This is a genomic window from Streptosporangium sp. DT93 (assembly GCF_049844535.1).
Lineage (GTDB): Bacteria > Actinomycetota > Actinomycetes > Streptosporangiales > Streptosporangiaceae > Streptosporangium.
In genome coordinates this window covers 61587-87887 of record NZ_JBNCLF010000005.1, presented here as the reverse complement: position 1 = coordinate 87887, position 26301 = coordinate 61587, and the positions used below count along the sequence as shown (strand labels likewise).

The following is a 26301-nucleotide window of genomic DNA, read 5'->3' as shown; positions in this document are numbered from 1 at the left end:
GCGGGTCCAACCGCCCTGACCACCGGACCGAACCGCGGGTCCACCACCCTGACCACCGGGCCGGTCGCCCGCGGGCCCGCGGGTCTTGACCGAGGGGCTACGAGGACGCCCTGACCACCAGTTCCGTGGGCAGGATCACCGGTTCGGCGCTCCCGCCGTCCAGCAGGCCGAGCAGCAGCCGGACCATGGCCGCGGCCTGCTTGGCGTGCGGGTTGCGGACGGTGGTGAGCGGCGGGTCGGTGTAGCGGGCGGCCTCGATGTCGTCGAAGCCGACCAGCGCGACGTCGCCGGGCACCCGGCGCCCGGCCTGGCGCAGCGCGTGCACGGCGCCGATCGCCATCAGGTCGTTGGCGGCGAAGACCGCGTCGATGTCGGGGTCGTCGGCCAGGAGCTGGCGCATCGCGACCGCGCCGGACTCGCGGGTGAAGTCGCCCACCGCGATGATCGAGCGGCGGTCGGAGTCGCGCAGCACCTCGCGGTAGCCGGCCAGCCGGTCCTGCCCGCCGATCATGTCCAGCGGCCCGGCGATCGTGGCGATCCGCCGCCTGCCGCGCTCCAGCAGGTGCCGTACGGCCGTGGCGGCACCGGCGGTGTTGTCGCTGTCGACGTAGGGCATCGCGACCGGCACGGCCGGGCGCCCGTAGGAGACGACCGGGACGCGCAGCCGGGTGAGCGCGACCGGCAGCGGGTCGGCGCCGTGGCTGGAGACGAGCATGACGCCGTCCACGTGGCCGCCGGCGACGTAGTTCTCCACCCGGGCGTGGCTCTCGGGGGACCCGGCCAGCAGCAGCACCACCTGCTTGCCCGCGGCCTCCAGCTCCAGGCTGGCCGAGCGGATGACGGTGGAGAACATCGGGTCGTCGGAGAACACCCGGTTGGGCGACTCCGAGACCACCAGCGCGACCGAGTTGGTCCGCTGGGTGACCAGGTTCCTGGCCGCCCCGTTGGGCACGTAGCCCAGCTCGTTCACCGCGCGCATGACCAGGTCCCGGATGTCGGCCGTGACCGTGGTCTGGCCGTTCACCACCCGGGAGACGGTCGACCGGGAGACCCCGGCTCGGGCGGCGACCGCCTCCAGGGTGGGTCGTCTCATCGTGCTCCCTACGGTCCTCGTGTTCCCCTACAGCCCGTTCCGCGCGATGGTCTCGCGATACCACAGCGCGCTGTCCTTGAGGATGCGGCGCTGGGTGGCGAAGTCGACGTGCACGACGCCGAACCTGCGCCGGTATCCCTCGGCCCACTCGAAATTATCCAGCAGGGACCACACCAGATAACCCCGCACGTCGGCCCCGTCGGCGATCGCGGCGTGCACGGCGCGCAGGTGGCCGTCCAGGTAGCCGGTCCTGAGCGCGTCGTGGACGCGGCCGTCCTCGACCACGTCGTCGAAGGCCGCGCCGTTCTCGGTGATCATCAGTCCGACCTCGGGGTAGTCGTCGGACAGGCGCACCAGCAGCCGGGACAGGCCGGTGGGCACGATCGGCCAGCCCATGGCGGTGGCCGGCACGCCGTCGGCCGGGCAGAACCGGACGTCCTCGCTGCCCGGCCAGGCCGCGTCCGCCGCCAGGCCCGGACCGGCCTCGACCACGCACGGGTTGTAGTAGTTGACACCCAGCACGTCGATCGGCTGGTGGACGATCTCCAGGTCGCCGTCCCGGATGTGGCCGAGGCCGCCGTTGCGGTCGACGATCTCCAGGAACCCGTCCGGGTACCGCCCGCGCAGCGCGGGCTCGGTGAACTGCCGGACCAGCAGGGCGTCGATCCGGCCGATCGCCTCGGCGTCCGCCCCGGAGACCCCGGCGCCCGGGTCGGACACCTGGGCTGGGGTGATCACCGGCGAGAGGTTCAGCACCAGCGAGATCTCCCGCGCGCCCGCCTCGCGCAGGGCCCGCGCGGCCAGCCCGTGCCCGAGCATGAGGTGGTGGGCCGCCCGCAGGGCCGCCGCGGCGTCGGTCCTGCCCGGGGCGTGCACCCCGTTGCCGTAGCCGAGGAAGGCCGCCACCCACGGCTCGTTGAGGGTCGTCCAGTGCCCGACCCGGTCGCCCAGCCGCTCGTGCACGGCCGCCGCGTACTCGGCGAAGCGGTAGGCGGTGTCGCGCTCGGGCCAGCCTCCCGCGTCCTCCAGCGGCTGCGGCAGGTCCCAGTGGTAGAGGGTGGCGTACGGCGTGATGCCCGCCTTGAGCAGCTTGTCCACGAGCCGGTCGTAGAAGTCGAGGCCGCGGGCGTTGACCGGGCCGCCGCCCGCCGGCCGCACCCGGGGCCAGGCCACCGAGAAGCGGTAGGCGGCCAGGCCCAGCTCGCCCATCAGGGCGATGTCGTCGGCGTGGCGGGCGTAGTGGTCGCACGCCACGTCTCCGGTGTCGCCGCCGGCGACCCTGCCCGGGGTGTGCGAGAAGGTGTCCCAGATCGAGGGCCCGCGGCCGTCCTCGTGGACGGCCCCCTCGATCTGGTAGGACGCGGTGGCCGCGCCCCAGACGAAACCGGTGGGGAAGTCGGCGCGACCCTGTGTGAGAGTGGCCCCCCGAGTGCCGACGACGGTCATCCCTTCACCGCTCCCTGCATGATTCCTCCGATGATCTGTTTGCCGAGCAGGGCGAACACCAGCACCAGCGGCAGCGTGCCGAGGGTGGTGCCCGCCAGGCCGAGTACGTAGTCGTTGACGTATCCGCTGGCCAGCGTGGACAGGGCGACCTGGACCGTCGGGTCCTCCGGGGTCAGCACGACCAGCGGCCAGAAGTAGTCGTTCCAGACCGACATGAAGGTGAGCATGCCGAGCACCGCCGCGGCCGGGCGCGCGGCCGGGAGCACCACGTGCCAGAACAGGCCCCGGGTGGTGCAGCCGTCGACCCGGCCCGCCTCCAGCAGCTCGGTCGGCAGCGCCCGCGAGAGGTACTGGGTCATGAAGAACACGCCGAACGCGTTGACGAGCGCGGGCACGATCAGCGCGTACATGGTGCCCGTCCACTCCAGCTTCACCATCAGCATATACAGCGGGATGATGCCGAGCTGGGTGGGCACCATCATGGTCGCCACGGTGAGCAGGAGCAGCGCGTTGCGCCCGCGGAAGCGCAGCTTGGCGAAGGCGAACCCGGCCAGCGTGGAGAAGAACATCACCGCGATCGCGACCGAGCCCGCCACCAGCACGGAGTTGAGCATCGCCAGCGCGAAGGGCACCGTGTCGAAGACGCGGGCGACGTTGGCGAAGAAGTTGCCGCCGGGCACCAGCGGCGGCGGGACCTCGGCCAGGGCGGCGTTGTCGCGGGAGGCCACCACGACGCTGTAGTAGAGCGGCAGCAGGGAGAAGAACGCCACGGCCGTCAGGGTGAGGTAGGTGAGCCTGCGGGCGGCTTCGGAGCGCCGGGCCCCTCTGACGGCCCCTGAGACGGGGCCGGGGCCGCGCCGCCCGCGGGCGGGGACGGTCTCCGGGGCGGAGACGGGAGCGGGGGCGGAGACGGGACCCGGGGCGGGCGCGCTCACGTCAGCCCTCCCTTCGCGCGGCGGGTGAGCAGGTAGTTGATCCCGGCGATCACGACGATGAGGACGAACATCATCCAGGAGATGGCCGAGGCGTAGCCGAGGTCGAGCTTGGTGAAGTTCTCGTAGATGAGCAGCGCGAGCGTCTGGTACTGCCGGTCCGCCCCGCCGGAGATGCTGTACGAGCCGAACAGCAGCGGCTCGGCGAGGATCTGCATGGCGCCGATCGTCGAGGTGATGACGACGAAGACGATCGTGGGCCTGATCATCGGGACGGTGATCCTGCGCAGCTGGGTCAGCCCGCTCGCCCCGTCGATGGTGGCCGCCTCGTACAGCTCGCGCGGCACGGCCTGCATGGCCGCCAGGAAGATCAGGGCGTTGTACCCCGTCCACCGCCACATGATCATGATAGAGATGGCGGAGTGCGAGGTCAGCACCCCCTCGTTCCAGGCGACGCCCTCGACCCCGAAGAGCGAGAGCATCCAGTTGATCATCCCGAAGTCGCGGCCGAAGAGCTGGCTGAAGATGACCACCACGGCGACCACGCTGGTCACGTTGGGCAGCAGCAGCGTGATGCGGAAGAAGGTCTGCGCCCGCAGCGGCCGGTTGAGCAGGTGGGCCAGCCAGATGGCCAGCAGCAGCTGCGGCACGGTCGAGAGCACCCCGATGGACAGGGTGTTGAAGGTGGCGTTCCAGAAGTAGTCGTCGGCCAGCAGCGTGCGGAAGTTGTCCAGGCCGACGAAGGTCTGCTCCTCCGACAGCAGCGTCCACTCGTGCAGGCTCACCCAGGCGGTGTAGGCCAGCGGGAACAACCCGAAGGCGGAGAACAGCAGGAAGAACGGGGCCACGTACGCGTACGGGGAGCCCTTGACGTCGAGCTGGTGGACCAGGTGGCGGCGGAGGCGAGGTCGTACCGGTCTGTTCGGTGGGACCGCCGCCAGGCGGTCCGGAGCGCGGGTGGCCACGGCGGCTCCTTTCGGCGAGTCGTCTGAGGCGGGGAGCGGGAGCGGGGAACGGGGAACGGGGAACGGGCCGCCCGCCGCGGTGGGGGAGGGCCGTCGGCGGGACACGGGCCGGCCGGTGCGTCCCCGGCCGGCCGGACGCGGCTACTTGATCCGGCTCACGTCCTTGAGGGCCTGGGCCCAGGCCTCCTCGGCGTTCTGCTTGCCCTGCTCGATGCGCTGGAGACCGTTGCCGAACGCCAGCAGGACGTCACCGGCCTTGGGGCCGGCGGGCTGCGGCTTGAGCGCCTTGGCCGCGTCGGTGAAGATCTTGCCGATCGGCGCGTTGCCGAAGTACGGGTTGACGTAGTCCTTCACGGCCGGGTCGTCGTACAGCGCGGGCAGCGAGGGCAGCGCGCTGGCCTCCTTGAAGAGCTTGATCTGGCTCTCCTTGCTGGTCAGCAGGTCGATCAGCTCCGCGGCCTCCTTGGGGTGCTTGCCCTGCTTGGGCAGCATCAGGTGGGTGCCGCCCTGGTTGCCGCCGCCGCCGGGGACCGCGGCGATGTCCCAGGTGCCCTCACCGGGCTTCTGGTCCTTGATCGTGCCGGTCTTCCAGGCGGGGCAGACCATGGTGGCGAAGGTGCCCTTGGCGATGCCGGTGTTCCACGGCGGCGTGAACGCGGCCAGTTTGGCCGACAGGCCGCTGTCGATGATCTTCACGGACATGTCGTACGCCTTGCGCACCTCGGGGTTGGTGGCGGCGACGATGGTGTACTGGGCGTCGTAGAACCCGACGGGGGCCTGCTCGACCATGGCGCGGAAGTGCTCGCCGGGGGCGTCGGTGAACTTGGCGCCCTCGACCTTGGCGTCGACGAACTTCTTGCCGGTCTCGACGTAGGCGTCCCAGGTGGGCCAGAGCGCCGACACCTCGTCGCGCTCGCTGGGAAGGCCGGCCTTCTTGAACAGGTCGGGGCGGTAGCACATGGCCAGGCCTCCGACGTCGGTGCCCAGCCCCATCAGCGAGGAGCCGTCGTGGGATACGCCCAGCTTCCACTTCCAGTCCAGGTACTCGCTCTGGCGCTTGTCCAGGCCGTAGTCCTTGAGATTGTGGAACTTGGCGGGAACGGGCGTGAAGGCGCCGATGTAGCCGCCCTCCACCGCGACCACGTCGGCGGCGCCCGCGCCGGTGGTCAGCTGGGTGATGAGGTTGGTGTGGTGGTCGTTGAACTGCGCGCGGCGTTCCACGATCTCCACGTTGGGGTGGGTCTTCTTGAACTCCTCGTACAGCGGCGCGAAGTGGAAGTCGCTGAACAGCCCGACGGTCAGCTTGATCTTCTCGGCCGGCTGGGAGGCCGTCCCGGCGCCTTGGGCGCCGCCACCGCCGCCACCGCCGCAGGCGGTCAGGCCGAGGGCCAGGGCGGAGACGGCGGCCATCGAGGTGAGGAACCGGTGGCGTGAGTTGCGCATGGAACCCTCCCAGGGTTCTCATAAGTGATCATGGAGAGAGCGCTCCCTGAGCAGATTGATACCAAGTGCCGCACCTGTCAACGGTCTCCGCGCACTGACACGGGAACATGATCTCCACCGGACGGAGAGCGCTCTCCGGGTCGACCTGACATTTCCGCAGGTCAAGCGGTACAGATGGATCCCCCTGCAGGGGCGGCGAGGCAGCCCGCCGGAGCCAGGTCACATTAAGGTCGCGTTTCCCGGGTGTTCCACGACGGTGAGACGGGCCTTGACAGTGACCGATGACAGCGTCACCCTCTCATCAGAGAGCGCTCCCTGACGTCTCTCAACGCCAGTACGCCCGTCGTGCCCTCGCGGCGCCCGGCCGAGCTGTCGCTCCACCGTCTCTCCGCGCCCGTACGCCCGTCGTCCGCCCCGGTCCCCGGTGCGAGCCGGCGGGCGCGACGCGGCGATCACTCCGCCCCGGTGTCCTCCTCGACGGTCCCGGACCCCGTAGAGTCGTCCGGCGGCCGGCAATCGACCGGCGTGCATCCAACCGAGGAGAGACACGTGGCACTGGAGAAGCCGGAGATCGACTTTCCGGAAGGCACCCCGCCGTCGGAGCTGGAGATCGTCGACATCGTCGTAGGGGACGGCCCGGAGGCCACGTCGGGGCACCAGGTCACCGTGCACTACGTCGGCGTCGCCTTCTCGACGGGCGAGGAGTTCGACGCGTCGTGGAACCGGGGTGACACCTTCCAGTTCCCGCTGGGCGGGGGCCGGGTCATCGCGGGCTGGGACCAGGGTGTCGAGGGCATGAAGGTCGGCGGCCGCCGCCGCCTCACCATCCCCCCGCACCTGGGCTACGGCAACGCCGGTGCGGGCAGCCGCATCAAGCCGGGCGAGACGCTCATCTTCGTCGTGGACCTGCTCGGCGTGAGCTGACGCCCCAGGTTCACAAACGGTACGCACCGGGCCGCTCCCCTCGACGGGGGGCGGCCCGGCGCGTCCCTGCGCGCCTCGGCGAGGGGAAGGGGGCGGCTCGCCGAGACGAGCTCGACGGGGCGACTCGACCGAAGACACGCGCGGGACGGCTCGGTGGTGCGGTAGAACGACTCGGCGGGGCGGCTCGGTGGAACGGGTCGGTGGAACGGGTCGGTGGAACGGGTCGGTGGAACGGGTCGGTGGCGCGGCTCGGAAAAAGCAGGCGCCCACCTCACCGAAATGTCGCTCGCAGCTCTTAGGCTGACCCATGTGTTGTTGATCGATCTCGCACGTACCTCGGCGGCCGTGACCGCGGGTTCCGCCCGGCTGGCGAAGATCGCCCACCTCGCGGAGCTGCTCGGCCGGGTCACTCCGGACGAGGCGGAGATCGCCATCGCCTACCTCTCCGGTGAGCTGCCGCAGCGCAACGTCGGCGTCGGCTGGAAGAGCCTGCAGGACCTGCCCGAGCCGCGGCTGGCGGCCACCGCCACGCTGCGCGAGGTGCACGACCTGCTCGACCGCGTCAAGGCACTGGCCGGACCCGGCTCCCAGACCACGCGCAAGGCGCTGCTGACCGACCTGTTCGCCTCCCTGACCCGCCAGGAACAGCTCTTCCTGACACGGCTGCTCCGGGGGGAGCTCCGCCAGGGCGCGCTGGAGGGCGTGATGATCGAGGCCGTCGCGAAGGCGGCCGGGGTTCCCGCGGCCGAGGTCAGGCGGGCGCTGATGCTCCGCGGCTGGCTGCCGGCCGTCGGCGCCGCCGCGCTGGGCGGCGGGGTCGAGGCGCTACGCGCCTTCCACCTGGAGGTCGGCCGGCCGGTGTCCCCGATGCTCGCCCAGAGCGCCGTCTCCATCGAGGCCGCGTTCGGCAAGCTCGGCGGGCCCGTCGCGGTCGAGTGGAAACTCGACGGCATCAGGATCCAGGCCCACCGCTCGGGCGATCGGGTCTCGGTCTTCACCCGGACGCTGGACGACATCACCGCGCAGGTGCCCGAGCTCGTCGAGGCGGTCGGCGCACTGCCCTCGTCCGATCTGGTGCTGGACGGTGAGGTCCTCGCCATACGCCCCGACGGCCGCCCCGAGCCCTTCCAGGTCACCTCCGGCCGGGTGTCCAGCCGCACCGACGTGCCGCGCGCCCGCGCGAAGACCCCTCTGAACGTCTTCTTCTTCGACGCGCTACGGGTCGACGGCGCCGACCTGCTCGACCTGCCGGGCGAGGCGCGCCACACCGCCCTGACCGAGGCCGTGCCGGCCGAGCTGCTGACCCCTCGTCTGGTCACCGCCGACATCGCCGACGGTGAGGCGTTCTTCAAGGACGCGGTCAGGAGCGGGCACGAGGGCGTGGTGGTCAAGTCGTTGCTGACGCCCTACGCCGCCGGACGGCGCGGAGCCGGCTGGATCAAGGTGAAACCCCGGCACACGCTCGACCTGGTCGTCCTGGCCGTGGAGTGGGGAAGCGGCCGCCGTGAGGGCCTTCTGTCGAACCTGCACCTGGGCGCCCGCGACCCGGAGAGCGGCGGGTTCGTCATGCTCGGCAAGACCTTCAAGGGACTGACCGACGAGCTGCTCGCCTGGCAGACCGAGCACCTCCTCGCCATCGCGGACGGTCCCACGGACGGGTGGGCGGTCACCGTCCGCCCGGAGCTCGTCGTCGAGATCGCCTTCGACGGCGTGCAGCAGTCCAGCCGCTACCCCGGCGGGATGGCACTGCGCTTCGCCAGGGTGATCCGCTATCGCCCCGACAAGACAGCGGATCAGGCCGACACCGTGGACATGGTCCGCTCCCTCATGCTCTGAGGACGGCACTCCGAGACCTCGCCCCCGGCGCCGGGGTCACTTCACCAGGCGCACGGTGAAGGGATAGCGGAAGTCGCCGTCGTTCGCTCCCGCGACCCCGCCGACCACGGACAGGACCACGCCGCCGATCCAGAGCAGGGGGGTCAGCACCGCTCCCACGATCGTGATGGCCAGCAGAACGGTCGCCGCGAGCAGCGTCAGCTGGAAGTTGAGAGCCTCCACCGCGTGGGCGCGAACGTAGGACGAGGTCCTTCCCGCGGTGAGCATCATGACCAGCGGCCCCAGGACGGGCAGGCCCGCCAGCGGGAGCAGATGCGCCGCGGCCGCCCCCAGACGTTCCCCGCCCGTCTCCCCTCGCCCGCCGGGCTTTCCCTGACGCGCGAACGGTGACCCGTCGCCGACGGGCGGGTAGGAGACCGGTCGCGCCAGGTGCCCGCCGTACAGTTCGTTCATGATCGGGATCAGGTCACCGTGCACGCGGGCCGTCATGGCCCGTTCCAGCCGGTCCTCGAATTCGATCTCGTCGAGCCTTCCCTCCGCGTAGGCGGCCTTGACGTGCTCGACCACCTGCTCGCGATCCTGGTGGCCCACCCGAAGAGTCGGGTGGTCGGGCCGCAGACCCGCCACCGGCACTCTCCCGTGCCCCGGGCCCGCTGGTGTCACTGTGCCTGCCATGAGACCGATACCCTTTCGTCGCCTCTTCGCTTTCCATACTGGCTCGGATTGTCGGGGCGACACATCAGGATGAACCCTCATAGACCCCTGAGACGCGCCCCTGGCATCCGTGCCGGGGAACAAGCGGGAGAGGTATACAGGAAAACATGAGATGGCGAGATCGCTATGGGTTAAGGCGCCTGCGCGGGCCGAAGATCGCCAAGTTCGATCGTGAGGCGACCGACGCCGACATCGAGGCGCTCATCGCCTTCGCGAAGTCACGCCGGGGCGTGGAGTTCTACGTCGAACCCGAGACGTTCGCGACGGACACCACGGCGGTGGCCGTCGCCGACGACGGTGAGTGGACCCGGCGGCGGGTCGGCTCCCCCGCGGTGATCGGCAAGGTGGCCCGCGGCCTGTCCCTGCCCGTCTACGACGTGCAGTTGACCGGCTATCCGGCTCGGATGAGGGCCTACAACGAACGTCAGCGGCGCGCGGAGGGCTGAGCCGGCACACCGGCGGTCACGGCCCGCAGGTCCGGGCCGCCGGTCTCGTCGAGCAGCACCACCATCGGAAGCAGCCAGGCCGTTCTCGGGCTGCCCATCTCCTGGTCGAGATCCTCGGGGCTGGGCATCCTGTCGTTGAGGGCGTGGGGCGGGACCAGGCTGCGGATGGCGTGCAGGAGCAGATTCGCCATGGAGTAGCCGGGATCGGCCTCGTACGCCCGGCCGAGGGCGACGCCGGCGAGCGCGGAGTCACCCCCGCGCCAGGCGACCAGGCCGAGCAATGAGGCCACCGGCGGCACGAACCTCGGCTCCAGCCGCCGGGTGAGATCGTGCCACAGCCTGAGGTGGGTGTCGTGGTCGTCGTCGGTGATCAGCGCCCACGCCTCGTCCCTGATCCTGATCACCGCCAGGTCCAGCCCCAGCCTGGCCGCCTGGTCGTCGCCGAGCCTGCCCCCCGAGGCGTAGACGGCGATCGCCTCGCGGACCCTGGCCATGCCGTCCGCGACGAACTCCGCCGCGAATCCGTCGGCGTCGCGGCATCCGGTGAGCCTGTCGCGCGTCTCGCGGGTGACGCGAACGGTCGCCTCGCGCATGGCCGCCCGGCCGGGACCGGTCACCGGGTCGAGCGAGCGCTCCAGGGTCTGCCGATCCGGCAGGGCGACCAACCCCTGCAGGGTCGCCTCGGCGGCGACCGCGCCGGCCTGCCGCTCGTAGGGCGTGCCGTCGGCCGGGCAGCAGTCGCTCCGCGAGCAGGCGTACGACCAGTAGCGGCCCTGCTCCACCCGGAGCGCGTCGACGACGGTCAGACCGCCCCCGCGTACGTGCGCCACCGCCGCGTCGACGGCCGGGGTGACCAGCGGACCGGGGCCGTAGCCGACCACGACGACCTCGGTGACCCCTTCTTTCTCGAAGAGCGGGAGGATCCGGCCGAGACCGTCGGCCGCGAGCGGCAGGTCCCATCGGACGGTGAGATGCAGCCTGCTCGTCGCCGGACCGCCGGTGAGACCGATGACGACGAGGCTCTCGTCGGGGTGGAACCCCAGCAGGTAGGGGACGGCTCCCAGAACGTCCTCGGTGGAACCGAGCAGGAGCCGTGGCGGGGACGGCGACGCCGGGAACGCACTGGAAGGCAGGGAATGCGAAAAAGGCGCGGATGGCGCGGAAGGCGCGGAGCGTGGAGGCTCGGGCGAGGCCGGTGACGTGCTGTCCGTTGTCATGGCCGCAAGCCTTCCGGACCCGCACCTCCCCGTTTGAGCCGAACTGCGTTCTGTGGATAGCGCCGGTTTTCCACAGCCGCCGGCGGAGAACCCTCAGAGACTCCTGTCCGTGCGCCCGCCGGTACGCGGGTCCGTACCCGGGTGCGCGGACGGGTTCGTACGCGGGCCCGGGTGAAGGTCCGCACCCGGGTTCACGCGCCGGTCCGTGCGAGGATCCGCCCCCGGGCCCACACGCGGGTCCGTGCGCGGGTCCATCCGCGGGTCCGTGCGCGGGCCGACACTCCGGTCTCCCGCCTCTCCCCCGGCCGGCGGCGCTGACGGCGCCAGGCGGGTGCGGACCATGACGGCCGCGCCGGCCACGGCCGCGGGCATCGCGATGACCGCGACGAACGGGATGAGGAAGAGCAGGAAGAGCAGCACCCCGAAGCCCAGGACGGGAGCCTTGTTCCCCCTGAGCAGTCCGAACCGGCGCTTGCGTGTCACTCCCCTGCGCTCCAGGCCCAGCGTGGTCAGCTCGATCGAGAGGAAGAAACCGGAGACCAGGGCGCCCAGGACCGGCACCACCGTCTGCCCGATCACCGGTACGAACCCGAGGAAGAACAGCGGGACGGTGAAGAGCAGCAGCCACCCGAGGGTGATCAGGCTGTCCCTGACGGACCTGGGGATGGACTTCCACAGCGGCAGCTCGTAGCCGGTCGGTACCTCCCCGTAGGTCCCCTCCACCTTCTCCGAGAGCCTCTCGTAGAACGGGTCGCCCACGATGAGGGTGACCGCGGTGAAGGTCACCACGGACAGGACCAGTCCCGCCCCGAAGAGCGCCAGCCCGACCACCGCGCGCAACGCGGTCCGGGCCGACTCGCTCCACCCGTCGGCGAACGGCGTCCCCCACGCGGCGATCTCCAGCGCGTTCGTGCCGAGGAAGTAGAGGGCGGCCGCGTAGAGGGCGAAGGCGATCAGGGCCGGGATCAGCCCGAACAGCCACCAGCGCGGGTAGCGCGCCACCCAGCGAACTCCCTGGAAGAAGAACCCGATGCCGTCCAGAAAGGAGCGGAAATGACCCATGGCGGAAGATTAGCGGGATCGGACGTCCCGGGTGACGGCGCGCCGCCCCGCCCTTTCGTCCCGTTCACCGCGCGACGGAAGCCAAGGACGCCGCCACCCGGGCTCGTGGGCTCAGGAGGGTCACGCGGATCGGGCGTGGAGACCCGGCGAGGCCCCGTCCGGGGAAAGACCGGCGCGGGCCCGGTTCACCGCCACAGGGTGGGAACGGGGACCCCCAGGGTGGCGAGGAGACGGCGGAGCAGCGGCAGGGAGAGACCCAGGACATTGCCGTGGTCGCCGTCGATGCCCTCGACGAACCATCCGCCCCGCCCGTCCAGGGTGAAGGCGCCGGCCACGTGAAGGGGCTCCCCGGTGGCGACGTAGGCGGCGATCTCGTCGTCGCCGGGGGTGCCGAAGCGTACGGTCGTCGCGCCCACCTCCGCGGCCTCGCGCCCGTTCCCGACGTCGATCACGCAGTGGCCGGTGAGCAGACGGCCCTCGCGTCCGCGCATGCCGCGCCAGCGCGCGACGGCCTCCTCGGGGGAGGACGGCTTGCCGTAGGCCCGGCCGTCGAGTTCGAGCACGGAGTCACAGCCGACGACCAGGCCGCCGGACAGGTTCCCGGCCACCGCGGCGGCCTTGGCGCGCGCCAGCGTGAGACAGAGCTCGGCCGGGCTGCCGGCGGTGACGGCGGCCTCGTCCACCCCGCTGACGATCACTTCGGGATCCAGTCCGGCGCTGCGCAGCAGGGCGAGACGGGCGGGCGAGGCGGAGGCGAGGACGATCTGGGTCACGCCGGTCGAGCCTAGCGCGGTCCCGTCGCTCTTCCCGCCACGGGCGGGCCACGGCCTCACCTGTGCGGCGCGGCGGGGTCGTCCGGCGGGGCCGGGAGCCGCCGAGGCGGGGTCACGGTCTCCGGGGCCGGGCGGCGCGGGAGACCGGCGGCGTCGTAGGCCTCGGCCTCGCCCAGGGTCTCGTTCTCCAGCAGGGCGGCGGCGATGCCGTCCAGGCGGCCGCGGTTCTCCTTCAGGACGGTCAGCGCGACCTCGTAGCACTCGTCCACGATGCGCCGGACCTCCTGGTCCACGGTGGCGAGGGTGTCCGGGGCCGCGGCGGGGCGGCCGTCCCCGGAGTCGGACAGCACGCTGAGCGGGCCGATCCTGGCGGACATGCCCCAGCGGCCGACCATGCCGCGCGCGATCACGGTGACCTGCTCCAGGTCGCTCTCCGAGCCGGTGGTGACCACGCCGTAGACGATCTGCTCGGCCGCCATGCCGCCGAGGGCCCCGACGATCCGGTCGCGCAGGTGCCTCTCGTCGTAGGCGTAGCGGTCGGTGTCGGGTGTGGAGAGGGTGACGCCGAGCGCCCGGCCGCGTGGGATGATCGAGACCTTCCTGACCGGGTCCGCGCCCGGCTGGAGCATGCCGAGCAGCGCGTGGCCCGCCTCGTGGTAGGCGGTGCGCCTGCGCTCGTCCTGCGGGATCACGACGGCGCGGGCCGCGCCGAGCAGGATCTTCTCCAGCGCGTCGGCGAAGTCGGCGGAGTGCACCTTCTCGTTGCCCCGCTTGGCGGCGAGCAGCGCGGCCTCGTTGACCAGGTTGGCCAGGTCCGCGCCGGTCATGCCCGGGGTGGTCCTGGCGAGCCGCTCCAGGTGGACGTCACCGGCGAGCGGCACGCCCCTGCTGTGCACCCGCAGGATCGCCAGCCGCCCGTCGACGTCCGGCGCGGAGACCACGACGGTACGGTCGAACCGGCCGGGCCGCAGCAGCGCCGGATCGAGGACCTCGGCCCGGTTGGAGGCACCGATCACGATGACGCCCTCGGAGCCGGTGAAGCCGTCCATCTCGGTGAGGATCTGGTTGAGCGTCTGCTCGCGCTCGTCGTGGCCCCCGATGGTGCTGCCGCCCCGCACCCGGCCGATCGCGTCGATCTCGTCGATGAAGATGATCGACGGCGCGACCTTGCGGGCCTCCTCGAACAGCTCCCGCACCCGCGAGGCGCCCACCCCCACGATCATCTCGATGAACTCCGAGGCACTCGCGGAGAAGAACGGCACGTCCGCCTCGCCCGCCACCGCGCGGGCGAGGAGGGTCTTGCCGGTGCCGGGCGGGCCGGCGAGCAGCACGCCCTTGGGCAGCTTCGCCCCGAGCCTGCGGTACTTGTCGGGGTCCTTGAGGTAGTCGACCACCTCGGCGACCTCGTTCTCGACCTCGTCGATGCCGGCCACGTCGTCGAAGTCGACCCGGACCCTGTCCGGTTCCACCGGTTTGGCGGACTTCGACCTGCCGAGACCTCCGAGGCCGCCGAGACCGCCCCCCGCCCCGCCGCCCATCGCCCCGGCCGCCGCACGCCGCATGAACCAGATCCACAGCCCGGCCAGCAGCAGCACCGGGAACAGCGACAGCAGCAGGTTCGCCAGGAAACCCCGGTCGCCCCCGACGGGCTCGGCCTTGATGTTCACCCCCGTCGCGGTGAGCCTGCGGTAGAGCTCGTCCTCGTCGGCGAAGATCGGCAGCTCGGTGGAGAAGCGGTCGTACTCGACGTTGTCGCTGTCGGGATCGCGGGCGGGTTTCCTGAGGGTGCCCTGGATCGACGCGCCCGTGGCGTAGACGTCCTTGACGTTGGCCGCCCGCACCTGCGCGGTGAACTGCGTGTAGGAGATCGGCTCGGTGACGTCGCCGAAGAACGAGGAGACCACGAAGAACCCCGCGTAGACCACGGCCAGCGTCAGCAGGAAGCGCGGCCAGCTGATCCGCGGGCGCTGCGGGGCTGACGAGCGGTCGGGCAGGCCCTCGGACCTCCAGGGCTTGGAGCCGCCGCCCTCGCCGTCCCCGTCGCCGCCCTGGCGGCCCCCCTCGCCGGACGGCCACCGTCCCGGCCCCTTGCGCTGCCGGGACGGCTGCTGAGACGCCGGTCGGTTCACGGACTTCCCCCTCGAAGGACGGGGGGACCTGCCCGGGCACCCGGCGCGCGACCGGCGAGCGGGCTCCGGTGGGCGGGCAGGGGCCGTCACGCGTGCGACGGCGAGGCGACCGATCGTGAAATCCCCCCGAATCTCACCTGGTCACGCGGGCAAGGCGAATCCTCCCCCGGCCGGGCTCACTTCAATCTGAGGGAGGAGACCGCGGTGTTGATGTCGCGCCAGTGCTTCTTCTGGACGTCGGGGATCGTCACGAAGAGCATCGCCGGCTTCTCACCGGAGCGCTCGGTCACCGCGACGGCGGCCATGGAGGAGCGCGCCTTGCCCTTGCTCTCGTACTTCACCCGGTAGGCGAGCAGCCAGCCGTCCTTGATCGGCTGTGAGGCCGTCCAGGAGATCGTGCCGCCCTTGGGGTGGTGGTTGAGCGTCCACCGGGCGGCCAGCAGCGCGGTGTCCTTGGCCTCCCGCTGCACCAGGATGGGCACCGGGCAGCTCACCAGCATCGCCCGGTGGGCCGCCCCCTTCACCTTGGGCAGCACCTGCCGGGTGGAGAACGGCGAGGCGCCGAAGACCTTCCAGGGCTTGCCCAGGCGGACCAGCGACACGCCGGAGCGGCGGTCGGTGAGGCGGCGCTTGCTCTTGTCCGCCTTGCCGGTGAGCCTGCCGAGCCGCCTGTCGCCCGGCGGCTCGGGCACCCGGGGGTCGGCCAGGGCCGCGACGACGGCGCTGCGGTCGGGTGCCGGGGTGGAGCCGGACGACGCCGACGACGACGCCGACGGGCTCCCCGAGGCCGACGGGGACGCCGACGGGGACACCGATCCGGACGGGGACGCCGATCCGGACGCCGACGGGCTTTCCGAGGCGGAGGCCGAGGCCGGCGCCGACGGCTCCGGGGAGGCGGGCCCGGTGGAGGCCGGACCGGGCGAGGGCGGCGCGGCAGATGGCGCGGCGATCTGCCCCGCTCGCTCCTCGCCCGGTTGATCTGGGGTGCCCGAGGTGACGAGGCCGACCACGGCCACGACCGCGACGAGGAGCACCGCGGCTCCCACGGCCAGGGCGCGGTAGATCACGCGCATCTGCAGGTCACCGATGCGGGACCGCTTGATGGCCGGGACCTGGGGGGCCGGTGCCCTGCGAGGGCTCTGCGCCGTGGCCTCCGGCCGCTCCGAGGTCTCCGCGTCGGCGGTCGCGTCCGTCGGCGTGGAACCCGTCTCCCGGGTCCCCTGAGTCCCACCCAACCCATCGAGCACGAACGGGAGCGTACGACAAATCCGGTTTTCTCGCGTGGGATCCCCATCACACTTCGGGAACGAGACCTCCCTCCCCGGCGCCCCCGGCACCCTGCGATGATGCCGGGATGTTCGTGGAACGCCAGGTGGAGCTCAGGTTCGACGCCTCCTCACGCGAGGCGAGGACGCACACCAACCTGTCCGCCGTACGCACCGACGCCCTGGGACTCTGGCTGGCCGGCGACGAGACCGCCACCGTCGAGCATCTGGCGTTCCGCGGCGGGCGCTACGACGACCAGCGCACCTTCTTCCTCGCCGACTTCGTGGACCTGCCCGCCGGGCGCGAGGAGGAGGCCGACATCGAGGGGCTGGGCCGGGCGGACGGCTGGCTCTGGGCGATCGGGTCGCACAGCCTCAAGCGCAGGCGGGTCAAGAAGGGACAGCCGCCGCACAAGGCGCGCCGCCGCCTCGCCTCGGTGGTGCGCGAGGAGAACCGCTTCATCCTGGTACGGCTGCCGCTCGTCGGCGCCACCCCGGTTCGCGAGGACGGCAGCCGCCGGGCGGAGATCCTGGCCGGTCCCGGCAGGAACCTGGCCGACCTGCTGGCCGCCGACCCGCACCTGGGCCCGTTCGTGCCGATCCCCAGCAAGGACAACGGCCTGGACGTCGAGGGCGTCGCCGTGCTCGGCGGGCGGCTGTTCGCCGGGCTGCGCGGCCCGGTGCTGCGCGGCTGGGCCGCCGTCCTGGAGATGCGTCCGGAGAGCGATCCGCGGCGGCCCGGCTCGCTGCGGCTCGCCGACATCGACGGCGAGCCGTACCGGACGCACTTCCTGAACCTCGGCGGGCTCGGCGTCCGCGACATGTGCCCCCACCGGGGCGGGCTGCTGATCCTGGCCGGGCCGACCATGAGCCTGGACGGCCCGGTGCGCCTGATGCGCTGGGAACCGCCGGACGAGCCCTCCGTCGTGCACGAGCCCGAGGTCGTCGGCGACCTGCCCTACGGCGACGGGGACGACCACCCCGAGGGGATCGCCGTGCTCGACGGCGACCGCCTCCTGGTGGTCTACGACAGCCCGTCGCAGGCGCGGCTCACCCCGCAGGGCGGCGTTCTCGCCGACGTCGTCAGGCTGCCCCGCTGACCGTACGGACCGGGGCGTCCGGGCGGTCGCCGGACCGCCCTCGGGTGATGGCGATCGACATGACCGCGGCGGCCAGGCAGAGCGCGCCCGCGGCGTACCAGGCGAGGTCGTAGGCGCCGAAGTGGTCGCGGGTGATCCCGGCCGCGGTCGCGGCGATCGCCGCGCCGATCTGGTGGGAGGCGAAGACCCAGCCGAACACCACGGCCCCGTCGGGACCGTAGATCTGGCGGCAGAGCGCCACGGTCGGCGGGACCGTGGCCACCCAGTCGAGGCCGTAGAAGACGATGAAGACGAGCATGCTGGGCTCGGCGCTCGCCCCGAACAGGCTCGGCAGGGCGAGCAGCGACAGGCCGCGCAGCCCGTAGTAGGCACCGAGCAGCAGGCGCGAGTCGACCCTGTCGCTCAGCCAGCCGGAGGCGACGGTGCCGACCACGTCGAAGATCCCGACCAGCGCGAGCAGCCCGGCGGCGATCGGCTCGGCCATGCCGTGGTCGTGGGCGGCGGGGATGAAATGGGTGCCCACCAGCCCGTTGGTGCTCATCCCGCAGATCGCGAACCCGCCCGCGAGCAGCCAGAAGGGGCGTGTCCTCGCGGCGCTCCGGAGCACGCCGAGGGCACGCGAGGCGGCGTTGCCCGGCCGGGTGCCGGTCGCGGACCGTCCCGCGGACGCGGACGCGGACCCGGCGGCAGGCGCGGACCCGATGTCGGACACGGGCCCGGCGACGGTCGCGGGCAGGGTGGTGGGTGGCGCCGGGACGGCGCCCAGGGCGGTGGTGCCCACGTCCTCAGGCCGGTCCCGCAGCAGGAACCAGACCAGCGGGACCACGACCAGGGCGGCGAGGGCGACCGTGAGCGCGGCCGTCCGCCACCCCTGACCGGCCGCGAGGTGGGCGAGGACCGGCAGGAACACGAGCTGGCCGGTGGCCCCGCCTGCGGTGAGCACGCCGGTGACCAGGCCGCGGTGACGGACGAACCAGCGCTCGGTGAGGGTCGCGGCGAAGACCAGCGCCATGGAGCCCGTCCCCAGGCCGACCATGACGCCCCAGCAGAGCAGGAGCTGCCAGGGAGCGTTCATCCAGATGGTGAACCCGCTGCCCGCGGCGACGAGCAGCAGGGCGTACGTCACCACCCGGCGCATGCCGAAACGGTCCATCAGCGCCGCGGCGAAGGGCGCGGTCAGCCCGTAGAGCATGAGGTTGACCGAGACGGCGAGCGAGATCGTGCCCCGTGACCAGCCGAACTCCTCCTGCAACGGCGTGATCAGCACGCCGGGTGTGGCGCGGAACCCCGCCGCGCCCAGAATGGCGACGAAGGCGACCGCCGCCACGATCCAGGCGCGGTGAAGTCCGCGACCCGGCTGAAGAGTCGTTGTCATGGGCCTCATCATCGGCGGAGCCGGCGTCCTGTCACGAGTGGCCCGGGTGCCAATATCCGCAAGGATCGGGCCAGAGTCGCCGTCCGCCGCCATCGGCCGCGCGCGCCCCCGAGAATGGGAGGGACACGACTCCGGTCATCTCGCATAGTGGCGCAATTCGCTCAAAGGTCATGTTTTTTCTATTCTCGCTCGGAGGGGATCGCACCAGGCGGGGTCATGAACGGGCACGAGTCGGCACGAACGGGCATTGACAGACACTGACAGACCCGAAGGACACCGACAGGCAGCCGACAGGCAGCCGACAGGCAGCCGACAGGCAGCGACAGGCAGCGACAGGCACCGACAGGCGCGGCCCCGGCTCCGGGACGGCGCCCCTGCCACGGGGCGGGCGGACCCGGTGCCGCCCGACCGGCACGGGGGCCGGACGGGGATCCGCAGATCGAAGGGGTGGTGCCGTGTTCCACGCGCGAAGGTCCGGGAGGTTGCCGGCGCTGCTGGCGGGCGGCGCGCTCCTGCTGGGCGCCTGCGCCGGCCCCGACCCGGTGAAGGATCCCTCCGGCTCGGCGACGGCCCCGTCGACCAGGACCATCACCTACGCGTACGAGCAGGAGTTCCACTCGTACAACAACAACACGACCGCGGAGAACGCCACCCGCAACTTCGCCCCCCTGCAGCGGGTGCTGACCGGCTTCTGGTTCTACGGCGACAAGGGCACGATCACTCCCGACCGGGACTTCGGGACCTACCGGAAGACCTCCGACGACCCGCTCACGGTCGAGTACACCATCAGCGACCGGGCCGTCTGGTCGGACGGCACCCCGATCGACTGCGACGACGTCATGCTGTGGTGGGCCTTCCGGTCCGGCAAGGTCAGGGGTTTCGCCTCCGCCGACACCAACGGCGTCCAGGACACCCGCGTCCCCGGCTGCCGCGCCGGCGGCAGGACGTTCGAGCTGGTCTACGACAAGCCGTTCGCCGACTGGGTGGCCGGTGGTCCGGGCGCGACCGAACTGTTGCCGGCCCACGTGGTCGCCGCCCGGGACGGCCTGTCGGAGGAGGAGTTCATCGCGGCCGTCAGGAACGCCGACGCCCGCAGGCTCGAGAAGGGCATCCGGTTCTTCAACGACGGCTGGGTCGCCGACGGCAGGCTGCCCGACGCCGAGCTGATCCCCTCCTCCGGTCCGTACAAGCTCTCGAAGCTGGACGCGGGGCAGCGGCTGACCCTGGTCGCCAACGACCGGTGGTGGGGCACGCCCGCCGCCACCCCGACGATCGTCGAACGCTTCATCACCCTCGACGAGCAGGCCCAGGCACTGCAGAACCGCGAGGTCCAGATCGTCGAGCCGCAGCCGGGACCGGACGTGCTCAAGCAGTTGCAGTCGCTGGACGGCGTGCGGGTCGGCGTCTTCGACCGGTACACCTACGAGCACCTGGACTTCAACTTCGACTCCAGCCCGTTCAGGGACCCCAGGTTGCGCGAGGCGTTCGCCCGGTGCGTACCCCGGCAGCTCATCGTCGACCGGCTGATCAAGCCGGTCGCGCCCGCCGCGGGGCCGCTCCAGGTCCGCACCGTCGCCCCCTTCCAGGCCAACAGCGCCGAGGTCGTCGCGGCCAGCGGCAGCGCCGGCGCGTACACGCGGCAGGACGTCGCGGGCGCCAGGGAGCTGCTGCGGCGGGCGGGCAGGACGGGGCTGGAGGTGAGCATCGGCTACCAGACCCCGAACCCGCGCCGCACCGCGGCGGTGCAGCTCATCATCGACTCCTGCAACAAGGCGGGGTTCAGGGTCGTCGACAAGGGATCCGACGACTTCCTCGGCACGGTCATGCCGGCCAACGGCTACGACGTGGCACTGTTCGCCTGGTCGGGCTCCTCGCTGGTCAGCGGCTGGGCCTCCAACTTCACCTCGCCGGAGAAGTGCGACGCCCGCAGCAAGGGCAACAACAACGGCTGCTACTCCAGCGCGCGGGTCGACCGCCTCATCGCGAGGCTGAACTCCACGGTGGACCTGGCCGCCCAGAACCCGATCATCGGTGAGATCGAGAAGCGGCTCTGGAGGGACCTGGCCACCATCCCGCTCTTCCAGCACCCGGGGCTCAGCGCCTGGGGCGAGACACTCAGGAACGTCGTCCCCAACCCCGCGCAGTCGACCATCACCTGGAACATGGACCGGTGGAGCCTGTCCTGACGTCCGGCCCGTTCCGTCCCGCGGTTCCGGCCTGACACCGGATACGTCACCCCTTCCGGCGGCTTCGGCCCGGCACCGGACGAAACATCCCGCTCATCGGCCACGGCCCGGTGCCGGGCGGGACCACCTCTGCGGAGACGTCGCGTCGCCCACCGGGTGAATTCTCCCGGCCTGCGGTGGCGTACCTGACATGAGCTGACAGGTACGCACACCATGCTGGTCCCGACGACAGCACATCCAGCAGGGAGTCCCATATGCCACGCGCCGCCGGAACCTTCAGCATCGACGGCTGGGAGCCGGAACCCTACGACGAGGCCGAGGGGGCCACGCTCACCCGCGTCCACATCACCAAGACCTTCGACGGCGACCTGGTCGGCACCAGCACGGCCGACATCATCACCGCGATCCCGCGGGTCGAGACGTCCGCGGCCTACGTGGGCTTCGAGCGCTTCACCGGCACCGCGCACGGGCGCAAGGGCACCTTCGTGCTGCACCACACGACCACCGCGGACGGCGACGGCACGGGGCTGAGCTGGACGATCCTGCCCGACTCCGGCACCGGCGAGCTGACCGGCATCCGGGGCGGCGGCCAGATCGTCAACGACGACGGCGCCCACTCCTTCCACCTGGACTACGAACTCGGCTGAGAAGGACCCACCCGCGGAACGACGAGATCCCGCCGCGATCGAGGTGATCGGGCGGGATCTCGTGAACGTGCTCCGGGTCGTCTCGCGAACGACCCGATGTGGAGCTATGGGGATTCGAACCCCAGACCTCCTCCATGCCATGGAGGCGCGCTACCAGCTGCGCCATAGCCCCTGGGACGTCGTCCTTCCGGGTGCCTCCGGGCGAGGCCCGGCGACGACGCCAGTGTATAGGAAACCGCCGCGCACCCTGTAACCGCGGCCGTGCGGCGGCTCGCGGGAGGCGGTGACGGCCGCGCCCGGATGGCCGTCACCGGGGCACGGCCACCCGGGCGCGGCCGCCGGGCACGGGACACCGAACCCCCGAACCCCCAGGCACCCGGGCACCCGGGCACCCGGGCACGAGACGTCAGGCATGGCGTCAGGTGAGCGAGGTGGCCCGTGCGATCAGCCGGGCGAGCTCGCTCACCGCGGGGTCCTCGGTCGAGCCGGCCAGGCGGGTGGCGTGGGTGGCCAGCTCGTCGGACGTCACCCCGGCGAACCCCTCGCGGGTGCGGAGGTACTCGGCGAAGCCCGCGGCCACCACGTCGACCTGGAACCTCGGCGAGGCCCCCTTCCACAGCGACTCCGCCAGCTCGCCCGCGGCGAGGGAACGGGCGGCCTCGGCGGGGGCACGGCTGTCGGGGTCCTGCCAGCGCACGGTGGCGGTGGCCAGCTGGCCCGACGCCCCGCCGCGCAGCCGAACCTCGTACAGGGCGGTCACCGAGTGGCCGGGGCCGACCTCGCCGCCGTCCCTGGCGTCGTCGCGGAAGTCCTCGGCCGCGATCCGCCGGTTCTCGTAACCGATCAGGCGGTACGACTCCACGGCCGAGGGGTTGAACACGACCTGCGCCTTGGCGTCGCGGGCCCGCAGGTCGACGGTGGTGGCGAGCTGCTCGACGAAGACCTTGCGCGCGTCGTCGGCGGAGCCGACGTAGACCGCGGCACCGTCGCCGTTGTCGGCGAGCTGCTCCATCAGCTCGTCGCCGTACTCGCGGCCGACACCGACGCAGAGCAGGGTGATCTTCTTGCCCGCGGCCTCGGCGACCCGGTCGAGGATGCCCTGCCAGGTCGTGTCGCCGGTGTTGGCCAGGCCGTCGGAGAGCAGGATGACCCGGTTGGCGGCAGAGGGCAGGAAGCTCTCCGCGGCCACCGCGTACCCCTGGATCAGCCCCGCCTCCAGGTTGGTCGACTGCTGCACGGCCAGGCGGTCGACGGCGGCGTGCAGCCGTTCCCGCTCGGTCGCCGGGGTCATCGCCAGCACGACCTCCGCCTGTCCGCTGAAGGCGACGACCGAGACCCGGTCGCCGGGTCCGAGCTGGTCGACGAGCCGGTGCAGCGCCTCCCTGACCAGGTCGAGCCTGCCGGGTTCGCCCATGGAGCCCGACACGTCGACCACGAAGGTCAGGTTCGCGGGCCGGCGGGACTCCGCGGCGACCCTGCGGGTCTGCAGGCCGACGCGGAGCAGCGCGGTGCCGTTGCCCGGGGTGCGCGCGCCGTCCATGTGCACGGTGAAGCCGTCGTCCTCGGGCTCGGCGTAGTCCTGCGCGAAGGAGTTGACGAACTCCTCCGGCCGGACCCGGCCGGGTTCCGGCAGCCTGCCCTCGTCGAGGAGCCGCCTGCTGTAGCCGTAGGAGGCGGTGTCCACGTCCAGGGAGAAGGTGGAGATCTGCTCGGCGGCCGTGTCCTGGCTCCGGGTGGCCCCGGGCTCCTCGGCCTCGGCCCGGGTCGTGGCCCGGTCCCCGGCCGCCGCGGACTCCTCCCGGGCGGGCGGCGGCGCGGCCCCCGACGGCATCGCCCTGCCCGACTCGGGCATCGGCAGGGCTTCGGATGGCGCGTTGGTCTCGGATCCGCCACAGGCGGCGGCCGCCAACAGGGCGAGGACGGCGAGGGCTGTGGCGAGCGGGCGGGACGTCATGTCGCCTCCTAGGGATGCGTGTCATCCCCTACGACGACATCCCGCCGGGATCGGCCGGTCGCTTGACCCAAGCGAGCGCAAACCGTGTTCGGCGCGTGATCAGGATTTCCAGGCGGGGTCGCGCCCGCCGAGCCCCGGCGCCGCCCGAACGGCGAGGCGTCCGCCGGTACGGGCACCTCCTCGCCGAAGACCTCCCGGGGGCGTCCCCGCGGCGCCGTCCGCGCGACGAACGCCGCCGGACCTCGCCGGTCCCGTCGTCCACCGCGTACTCCCGGCCGGTGACCCTGACCGGGTCCCGGCCGTGCGTCACCGTGTCGTTCGGCGCCGTCCTGGGCACCGCGGTCATCGGACGCCCAGCAGGCGCACGGGCCCCTCAGCAGGCGCAGGAGACGCCGGAGACCGGTGCGGTGAGCTCGTCGACCGGGCGGCGGGACACTCCCCGCGCCGTCTCGACCGGATATCCCTCCCGTGCCCAGTACTCGAAGCCGCCCAGCATCTCCTTGACCGGGTGACCCAGCCTGGCGAACTCCAGCGCGGCCCGGGTGGCACCGTTGCAGCCGGGTCCCCAGCAGTAGGTCACCACGGTCGCACCCGCCGGGACCACGGAGTCGCCGTGCGCGGCGATCAGCGCGGTGGGCAGGTGGACGGCGCCGGGGATGTGTCCCTGCTCCCAGCTCTCCGGGCTGCGCGAGTCGACCACGACCAGGCCGGGGGCACCCGCGGCCAGGTCCTCGGCCACGTCGGCCGCGTCGGTCTCGAACGTCAGCCGCGCCGCGAAGTGCGCCAGCGCGGCGGCGTTACCGGCGGCCGGCACCGTGGTGACGGCCGCCGAGGGGGCGGAGGCGGCGGCCGGGGAGGGCACCGCGATGGACGGTACGACCACGGAGGGCAGGGGCGCGACGGGGGCGGACGGGGGAGAAGTGGTGGACATGCAGGGCCTTTCCTATGCGTTCGACGCGTCGGGGATGCCTGTGAGAGGCACGTCCGGCGGGCGTTTCCGGGGGTTTCGGCATGGCGGCTCAGCGACGTACCGACGCGGGCACCGGCCCGAGGTCCCGGCGGATCCCTGCGGGCCCCTGCGGGTTCCAGTAGATCCAGGAGACCCGGGGGTTCCGGGGTTCCGGGGTTCCGGGGTTCCGGGGTTCCGGCCTGGGGTGTCGCCTGCCGGATGAGGCAATGGTGTCGTGCGCGGCACCCACCCGACCAGTGGCATGAATGCCGCTTGTCGCTAACATCTCGCCATGCTGCTCCCCCTCCGGGCACCACACCGCACGGGCCACGGCGTCTCCGTCCTCGCCTTCGACGGCATGAGCCCGTTCGAGCTGGGCTGCGTGGTCGAGGTGTTCGGCATCCCCCGCCCCGAACTGCGCGTGCCCTGGTACGACCTGTCGGTCTGCGCCGAGAGCCCCACCGACCTGCGGGTCGTGGGCGGCTTCACGATGCGCGCCGAACACGGTCTCGACGTGCTGGCCGCGGCCGGGACCGTGATCGTCCCCGGGGTGGCGGACGTCCGGGACGAGGTGCCCGCCGGGGTGGTCGCGGCCCTGCGCCGGGCCCACGGGCGAGGCGCGCGGATCGTGTCGATCTGCTCGGGAGCGTTCGCCCTGGCCGCCGCCGGGCTGCTGGACGGCAGGGAGGCGACGACCCACTGGAGGTACGCCGGGCTGCTCCAGCGGAGGTTCCCCGAAGTGAAGGTGGACCCGGACGTGCTCTACGTCGACGATGGGGACGTGCTCACCAGCGCGGGCAGCGCGGCCGGGCTGGACCTGCTGATCCACCTGGTCCGCAAGGACCACGGCCCGGGGGTGGCCAACGAGGTCGCCCGGAGGCTCGTGATCCCTCCCCACCGGGAGGGCGGGCAGGCCCAGTTCATCCAGGCGGCCGTCACACCCGTGCGCGAGGGCGCCGCCGTGACGTCCGCGATGGCCTGGGCGCTCGACCACCTCGCCGAACCGATCACGATCGCTGCTCTGGCGGAGGTCGCCCACATGTCGCAACGTACGTTCATCAGGCATTTCAACCGGCAGACGGGGACGAGCCCGCTGCGCTGGGTGATCTCTCAGCGGGTCGCCGCCAGCCTGGCGATGCTGGAGTCCACCTCCGCACCCGTGGAGGAGATCGCCTCGGCCGTGGGCTTCGACAGCCCGGCGACCTTTCGTCACCACTTCACCCGGGCGATGCGTACCTCCCCCTCGGCCTACCGGAGGGCGTTCCACACCTCGGGCGCACCTGTCACATAAAGCCGCGAAGTTCCACAACCTCCTACTAACCATACAAACAGAAGAATTTTCGCTTTACGGCGATCGAGTACTTGACGGATTGAATGCGACAATCAGGATATTAACATTCATGGGGCGATTTACATTTTTGGAGGGTAAAGAAAGTCGCACTCTTCATCACGTGTCGTCACCGGATTGGAGAAGTTTCTCTCATCGCATCCACGGAATTTCTCAAGAATTACCACGAGACGTTTTCTGTGAATACAACGGGAGAGAGAAGGCACGTGTCTACTTTCATGCAACGGAGCCTTGCGGGCGGCGCGCTCGCCGGGGCCGTCCTTCTTCTGAACTCCCCTGTTCCCGTTTCGGCCGATTCGCGACTCCCCGCCACGGCCCAGGCCCGCCACGGCGGAATCAGCTCTCTCAACGGCACTCAGGCAGACCCGTGTCTCCTGCAGTTCACCACCGTTTGCACAGGCCTTGTCCCGGTGTCTCCGGTAGTCCGCGTGTCCCCGGTGATCCGCATGTCTCCGACAATTCGCGTCAGCGACATTGTGGCCACCGGAGCAATCATC

At 71.8% G+C, this 26301-nt stretch carries 21 protein-coding genes and 1 tRNA gene; 7 read left to right on the top strand and 15 right to left on the bottom strand.

What is annotated here, in order from left to right:
• Window positions 1–97: 97 nt before the first annotated feature.
• The 5 genes from ACLQ2R_RS13135 to ACLQ2R_RS13115 all read right to left on the bottom strand — a co-directional run bounded on the left by ACLQ2R_RS13135 (window position 98) and on the right by ACLQ2R_RS13115 (window position 5879).
• A complete protein-coding gene (locus ACLQ2R_RS13135) occupies window positions 98–1093 on the bottom strand; it encodes a LacI family DNA-binding transcriptional regulator (RefSeq protein WP_425959750.1) in 996 nt (331 codons plus the stop codon).
• A 27-nt stretch (window positions 1094–1120) separates the two neighbouring features.
• Window positions 1121–2539 carry a GH1 family beta-glucosidase gene (locus ACLQ2R_RS13130; protein ID WP_425959749.1) on the bottom strand — a complete coding sequence of 473 codons (1419 nt, stop codon included), beginning with the start codon at window positions 2537–2539 and terminating at the stop codon, window positions 1121–1123.
• Window positions 2536–3474: a carbohydrate ABC transporter permease gene (locus tag ACLQ2R_RS13125; protein WP_425959748.1), complete on the bottom strand. Its 939-nt coding sequence runs from the start codon at window positions 3472–3474 to the stop codon at window positions 2536–2538. Before ACLQ2R_RS13125 ends, ACLQ2R_RS13130 begins: the two co-directional genes overlap by 4 nt.
• A complete protein-coding gene (locus tag ACLQ2R_RS13120; RefSeq protein WP_425959747.1) occupies window positions 3471–4436 on the bottom strand; it encodes a carbohydrate ABC transporter permease in 966 nt (321 codons plus the stop codon). Before ACLQ2R_RS13120 ends, ACLQ2R_RS13125 begins: the two co-directional genes overlap by 4 nt.
• 141 nt (window positions 4437–4577) lie before the next feature.
• Window positions 4578–5879, bottom strand: coding sequence for an extracellular solute-binding protein (locus ACLQ2R_RS13115; RefSeq protein ID WP_425959746.1), 1302 nt, complete (start codon window positions 5877–5879; stop codon window positions 4578–4580).
• Between the two features lie 549 nt (window positions 5880–6428).
• Between ACLQ2R_RS13115 and ACLQ2R_RS13110 the strand changes: the two genes are divergently transcribed.
• Both ACLQ2R_RS13110 and ACLQ2R_RS13105 read left to right on the top strand, forming a co-directional pair.
• Window positions 6429–6803: an FKBP-type peptidyl-prolyl cis-trans isomerase gene (locus tag ACLQ2R_RS13110; RefSeq protein ID WP_386243708.1), complete on the top strand. Its 375-nt coding sequence runs from the start codon at window positions 6429–6431 to the stop codon at window positions 6801–6803.
• 309 nt (window positions 6804–7112) lie between these two features.
• Entirely contained in the window at window positions 7113–8639 is a 1527-nt protein-coding gene (locus ACLQ2R_RS13105) for an ATP-dependent DNA ligase (protein WP_425959745.1), read from the top strand.
• A 36-nt stretch (window positions 8640–8675) separates the two neighbouring features.
• Here ACLQ2R_RS13105 and ACLQ2R_RS13100 read toward each other — a convergent pair whose 3' ends face one another.
• Window positions 8676–9266: a DUF4870 domain-containing protein gene (locus tag ACLQ2R_RS13100; RefSeq protein ID WP_425959744.1), complete on the bottom strand. Its 591-nt coding sequence runs from the start codon at window positions 9264–9266 to the stop codon at window positions 8676–8678.
• 194 nt (window positions 9267–9460) lie between these two features.
• Between ACLQ2R_RS13100 and ACLQ2R_RS13095 the strand changes: the two genes are divergently transcribed.
• The gene (locus ACLQ2R_RS13095; protein WP_399187076.1) at window positions 9461–9799 is read left to right on the top strand and encodes a hypothetical protein; all 339 of its coding nucleotides are present in this window, start codon (window positions 9461–9463) and stop codon (window positions 9797–9799) included.
• Here the strand turns inward: ACLQ2R_RS13095 and ACLQ2R_RS13090 are convergent.
• From ACLQ2R_RS13090 to ACLQ2R_RS13070, 5 genes are all read right to left on the bottom strand, one after another.
• Complete coding sequence (locus ACLQ2R_RS13090; RefSeq protein ID WP_425959743.1) at window positions 9778–11016, bottom strand: DUF4192 domain-containing protein; 1239 nt, start codon at window positions 11014–11016, stop codon at window positions 9778–9780. The genes ACLQ2R_RS13095 and ACLQ2R_RS13090 overlap by 22 nt on opposite strands.
• Window positions 11017–11109: 93 nt before the next feature.
• Window positions 11110–12078 carry an EI24 domain-containing protein gene (locus tag ACLQ2R_RS13085; protein WP_425959742.1) on the bottom strand — a complete coding sequence of 323 codons (969 nt, stop codon included), beginning with the start codon at window positions 12076–12078 and terminating at the stop codon, window positions 11110–11112.
• Between the two features lie 185 nt (window positions 12079–12263).
• Window positions 12264–12851: a Maf family protein gene (locus ACLQ2R_RS13080; RefSeq protein ID WP_425959741.1), complete on the bottom strand. Its 588-nt coding sequence runs from the start codon at window positions 12849–12851 to the stop codon at window positions 12264–12266.
• 56 nt (window positions 12852–12907) lie between these two features.
• Window positions 12908–14980: an ATP-dependent zinc metalloprotease FtsH gene (gene ftsH, locus ACLQ2R_RS13075; protein ID WP_425959740.1), complete on the bottom strand. Its 2073-nt coding sequence runs from the start codon at window positions 14978–14980 to the stop codon at window positions 12908–12910.
• 176 nt (window positions 14981–15156) lie between these two features.
• Window positions 15157–16227 (bottom strand): hypothetical protein, encoded by a 1071-nt coding sequence (locus ACLQ2R_RS13070; RefSeq protein ID WP_425959739.1) that lies wholly within the window; start codon window positions 16225–16227, stop codon window positions 15157–15159.
• 107 nt (window positions 16228–16334) lie between these two features.
• Between ACLQ2R_RS13070 and ACLQ2R_RS13065 the strand changes: the two genes are divergently transcribed.
• Window positions 16335–17345, top strand: coding sequence for a DUF3616 domain-containing protein (locus ACLQ2R_RS13065; protein WP_425959738.1), 1011 nt, complete (start codon window positions 16335–16337; stop codon window positions 17343–17345).
• Here the strand turns inward: ACLQ2R_RS13065 and ACLQ2R_RS13060 are convergent.
• Window positions 17329–18720 (bottom strand): MFS transporter, encoded by a 1392-nt coding sequence (locus ACLQ2R_RS13060; RefSeq protein WP_425959737.1) that lies wholly within the window; start codon window positions 18718–18720, stop codon window positions 17329–17331. The genes ACLQ2R_RS13065 and ACLQ2R_RS13060 overlap by 17 nt on opposite strands.
• A gap of 455 nt (window positions 18721–19175) precedes the next feature.
• Between ACLQ2R_RS13060 and ACLQ2R_RS13055 the strand changes: the two genes are divergently transcribed.
• Window positions 19176–20906, top strand: coding sequence for an ABC transporter family substrate-binding protein (locus ACLQ2R_RS13055; RefSeq protein WP_425959736.1), 1731 nt, complete (start codon window positions 19176–19178; stop codon window positions 20904–20906).
• A 254-nt stretch (window positions 20907–21160) separates the two neighbouring features.
• Window positions 21161–21553 carry a DUF3224 domain-containing protein gene (locus ACLQ2R_RS13050; protein WP_425959735.1) on the top strand — a complete coding sequence of 131 codons (393 nt, stop codon included), beginning with the start codon at window positions 21161–21163 and terminating at the stop codon, window positions 21551–21553.
• A 99-nt stretch (window positions 21554–21652) separates the two neighbouring features.
• Here the strand turns inward: ACLQ2R_RS13050 and ACLQ2R_RS13045 are convergent.
• The 3 genes from ACLQ2R_RS13045 to ACLQ2R_RS13035 all read right to left on the bottom strand — a co-directional run bounded on the left by ACLQ2R_RS13045 (window position 21653) and on the right by ACLQ2R_RS13035 (window position 24438).
• A tRNA-Ala gene (locus ACLQ2R_RS13045) sits at window positions 21653–21725 on the bottom strand.
• 246 nt (window positions 21726–21971) lie between these two features.
• Window positions 21972–23507 carry a YfbK domain-containing protein gene (locus tag ACLQ2R_RS13040; protein ID WP_425959734.1) on the bottom strand — a complete coding sequence of 512 codons (1536 nt, stop codon included), beginning with the start codon at window positions 23505–23507 and terminating at the stop codon, window positions 21972–21974.
• Between the two features lie 373 nt (window positions 23508–23880).
• Window positions 23881–24438 (bottom strand): rhodanese-like domain-containing protein, encoded by a 558-nt coding sequence (locus tag ACLQ2R_RS13035; RefSeq protein ID WP_425959733.1) that lies wholly within the window; start codon window positions 24436–24438, stop codon window positions 23881–23883.
• A 310-nt stretch (window positions 24439–24748) separates the two neighbouring features.
• Between ACLQ2R_RS13035 and ftrA the strand changes: the two genes are divergently transcribed.
• Complete coding sequence (gene ftrA, locus ACLQ2R_RS13030; protein WP_425959732.1) at window positions 24749–25747, top strand: transcriptional regulator FtrA; 999 nt, start codon at window positions 24749–24751, stop codon at window positions 25745–25747.
• Window positions 25748–26301 lie beyond the last annotated feature (554 nt).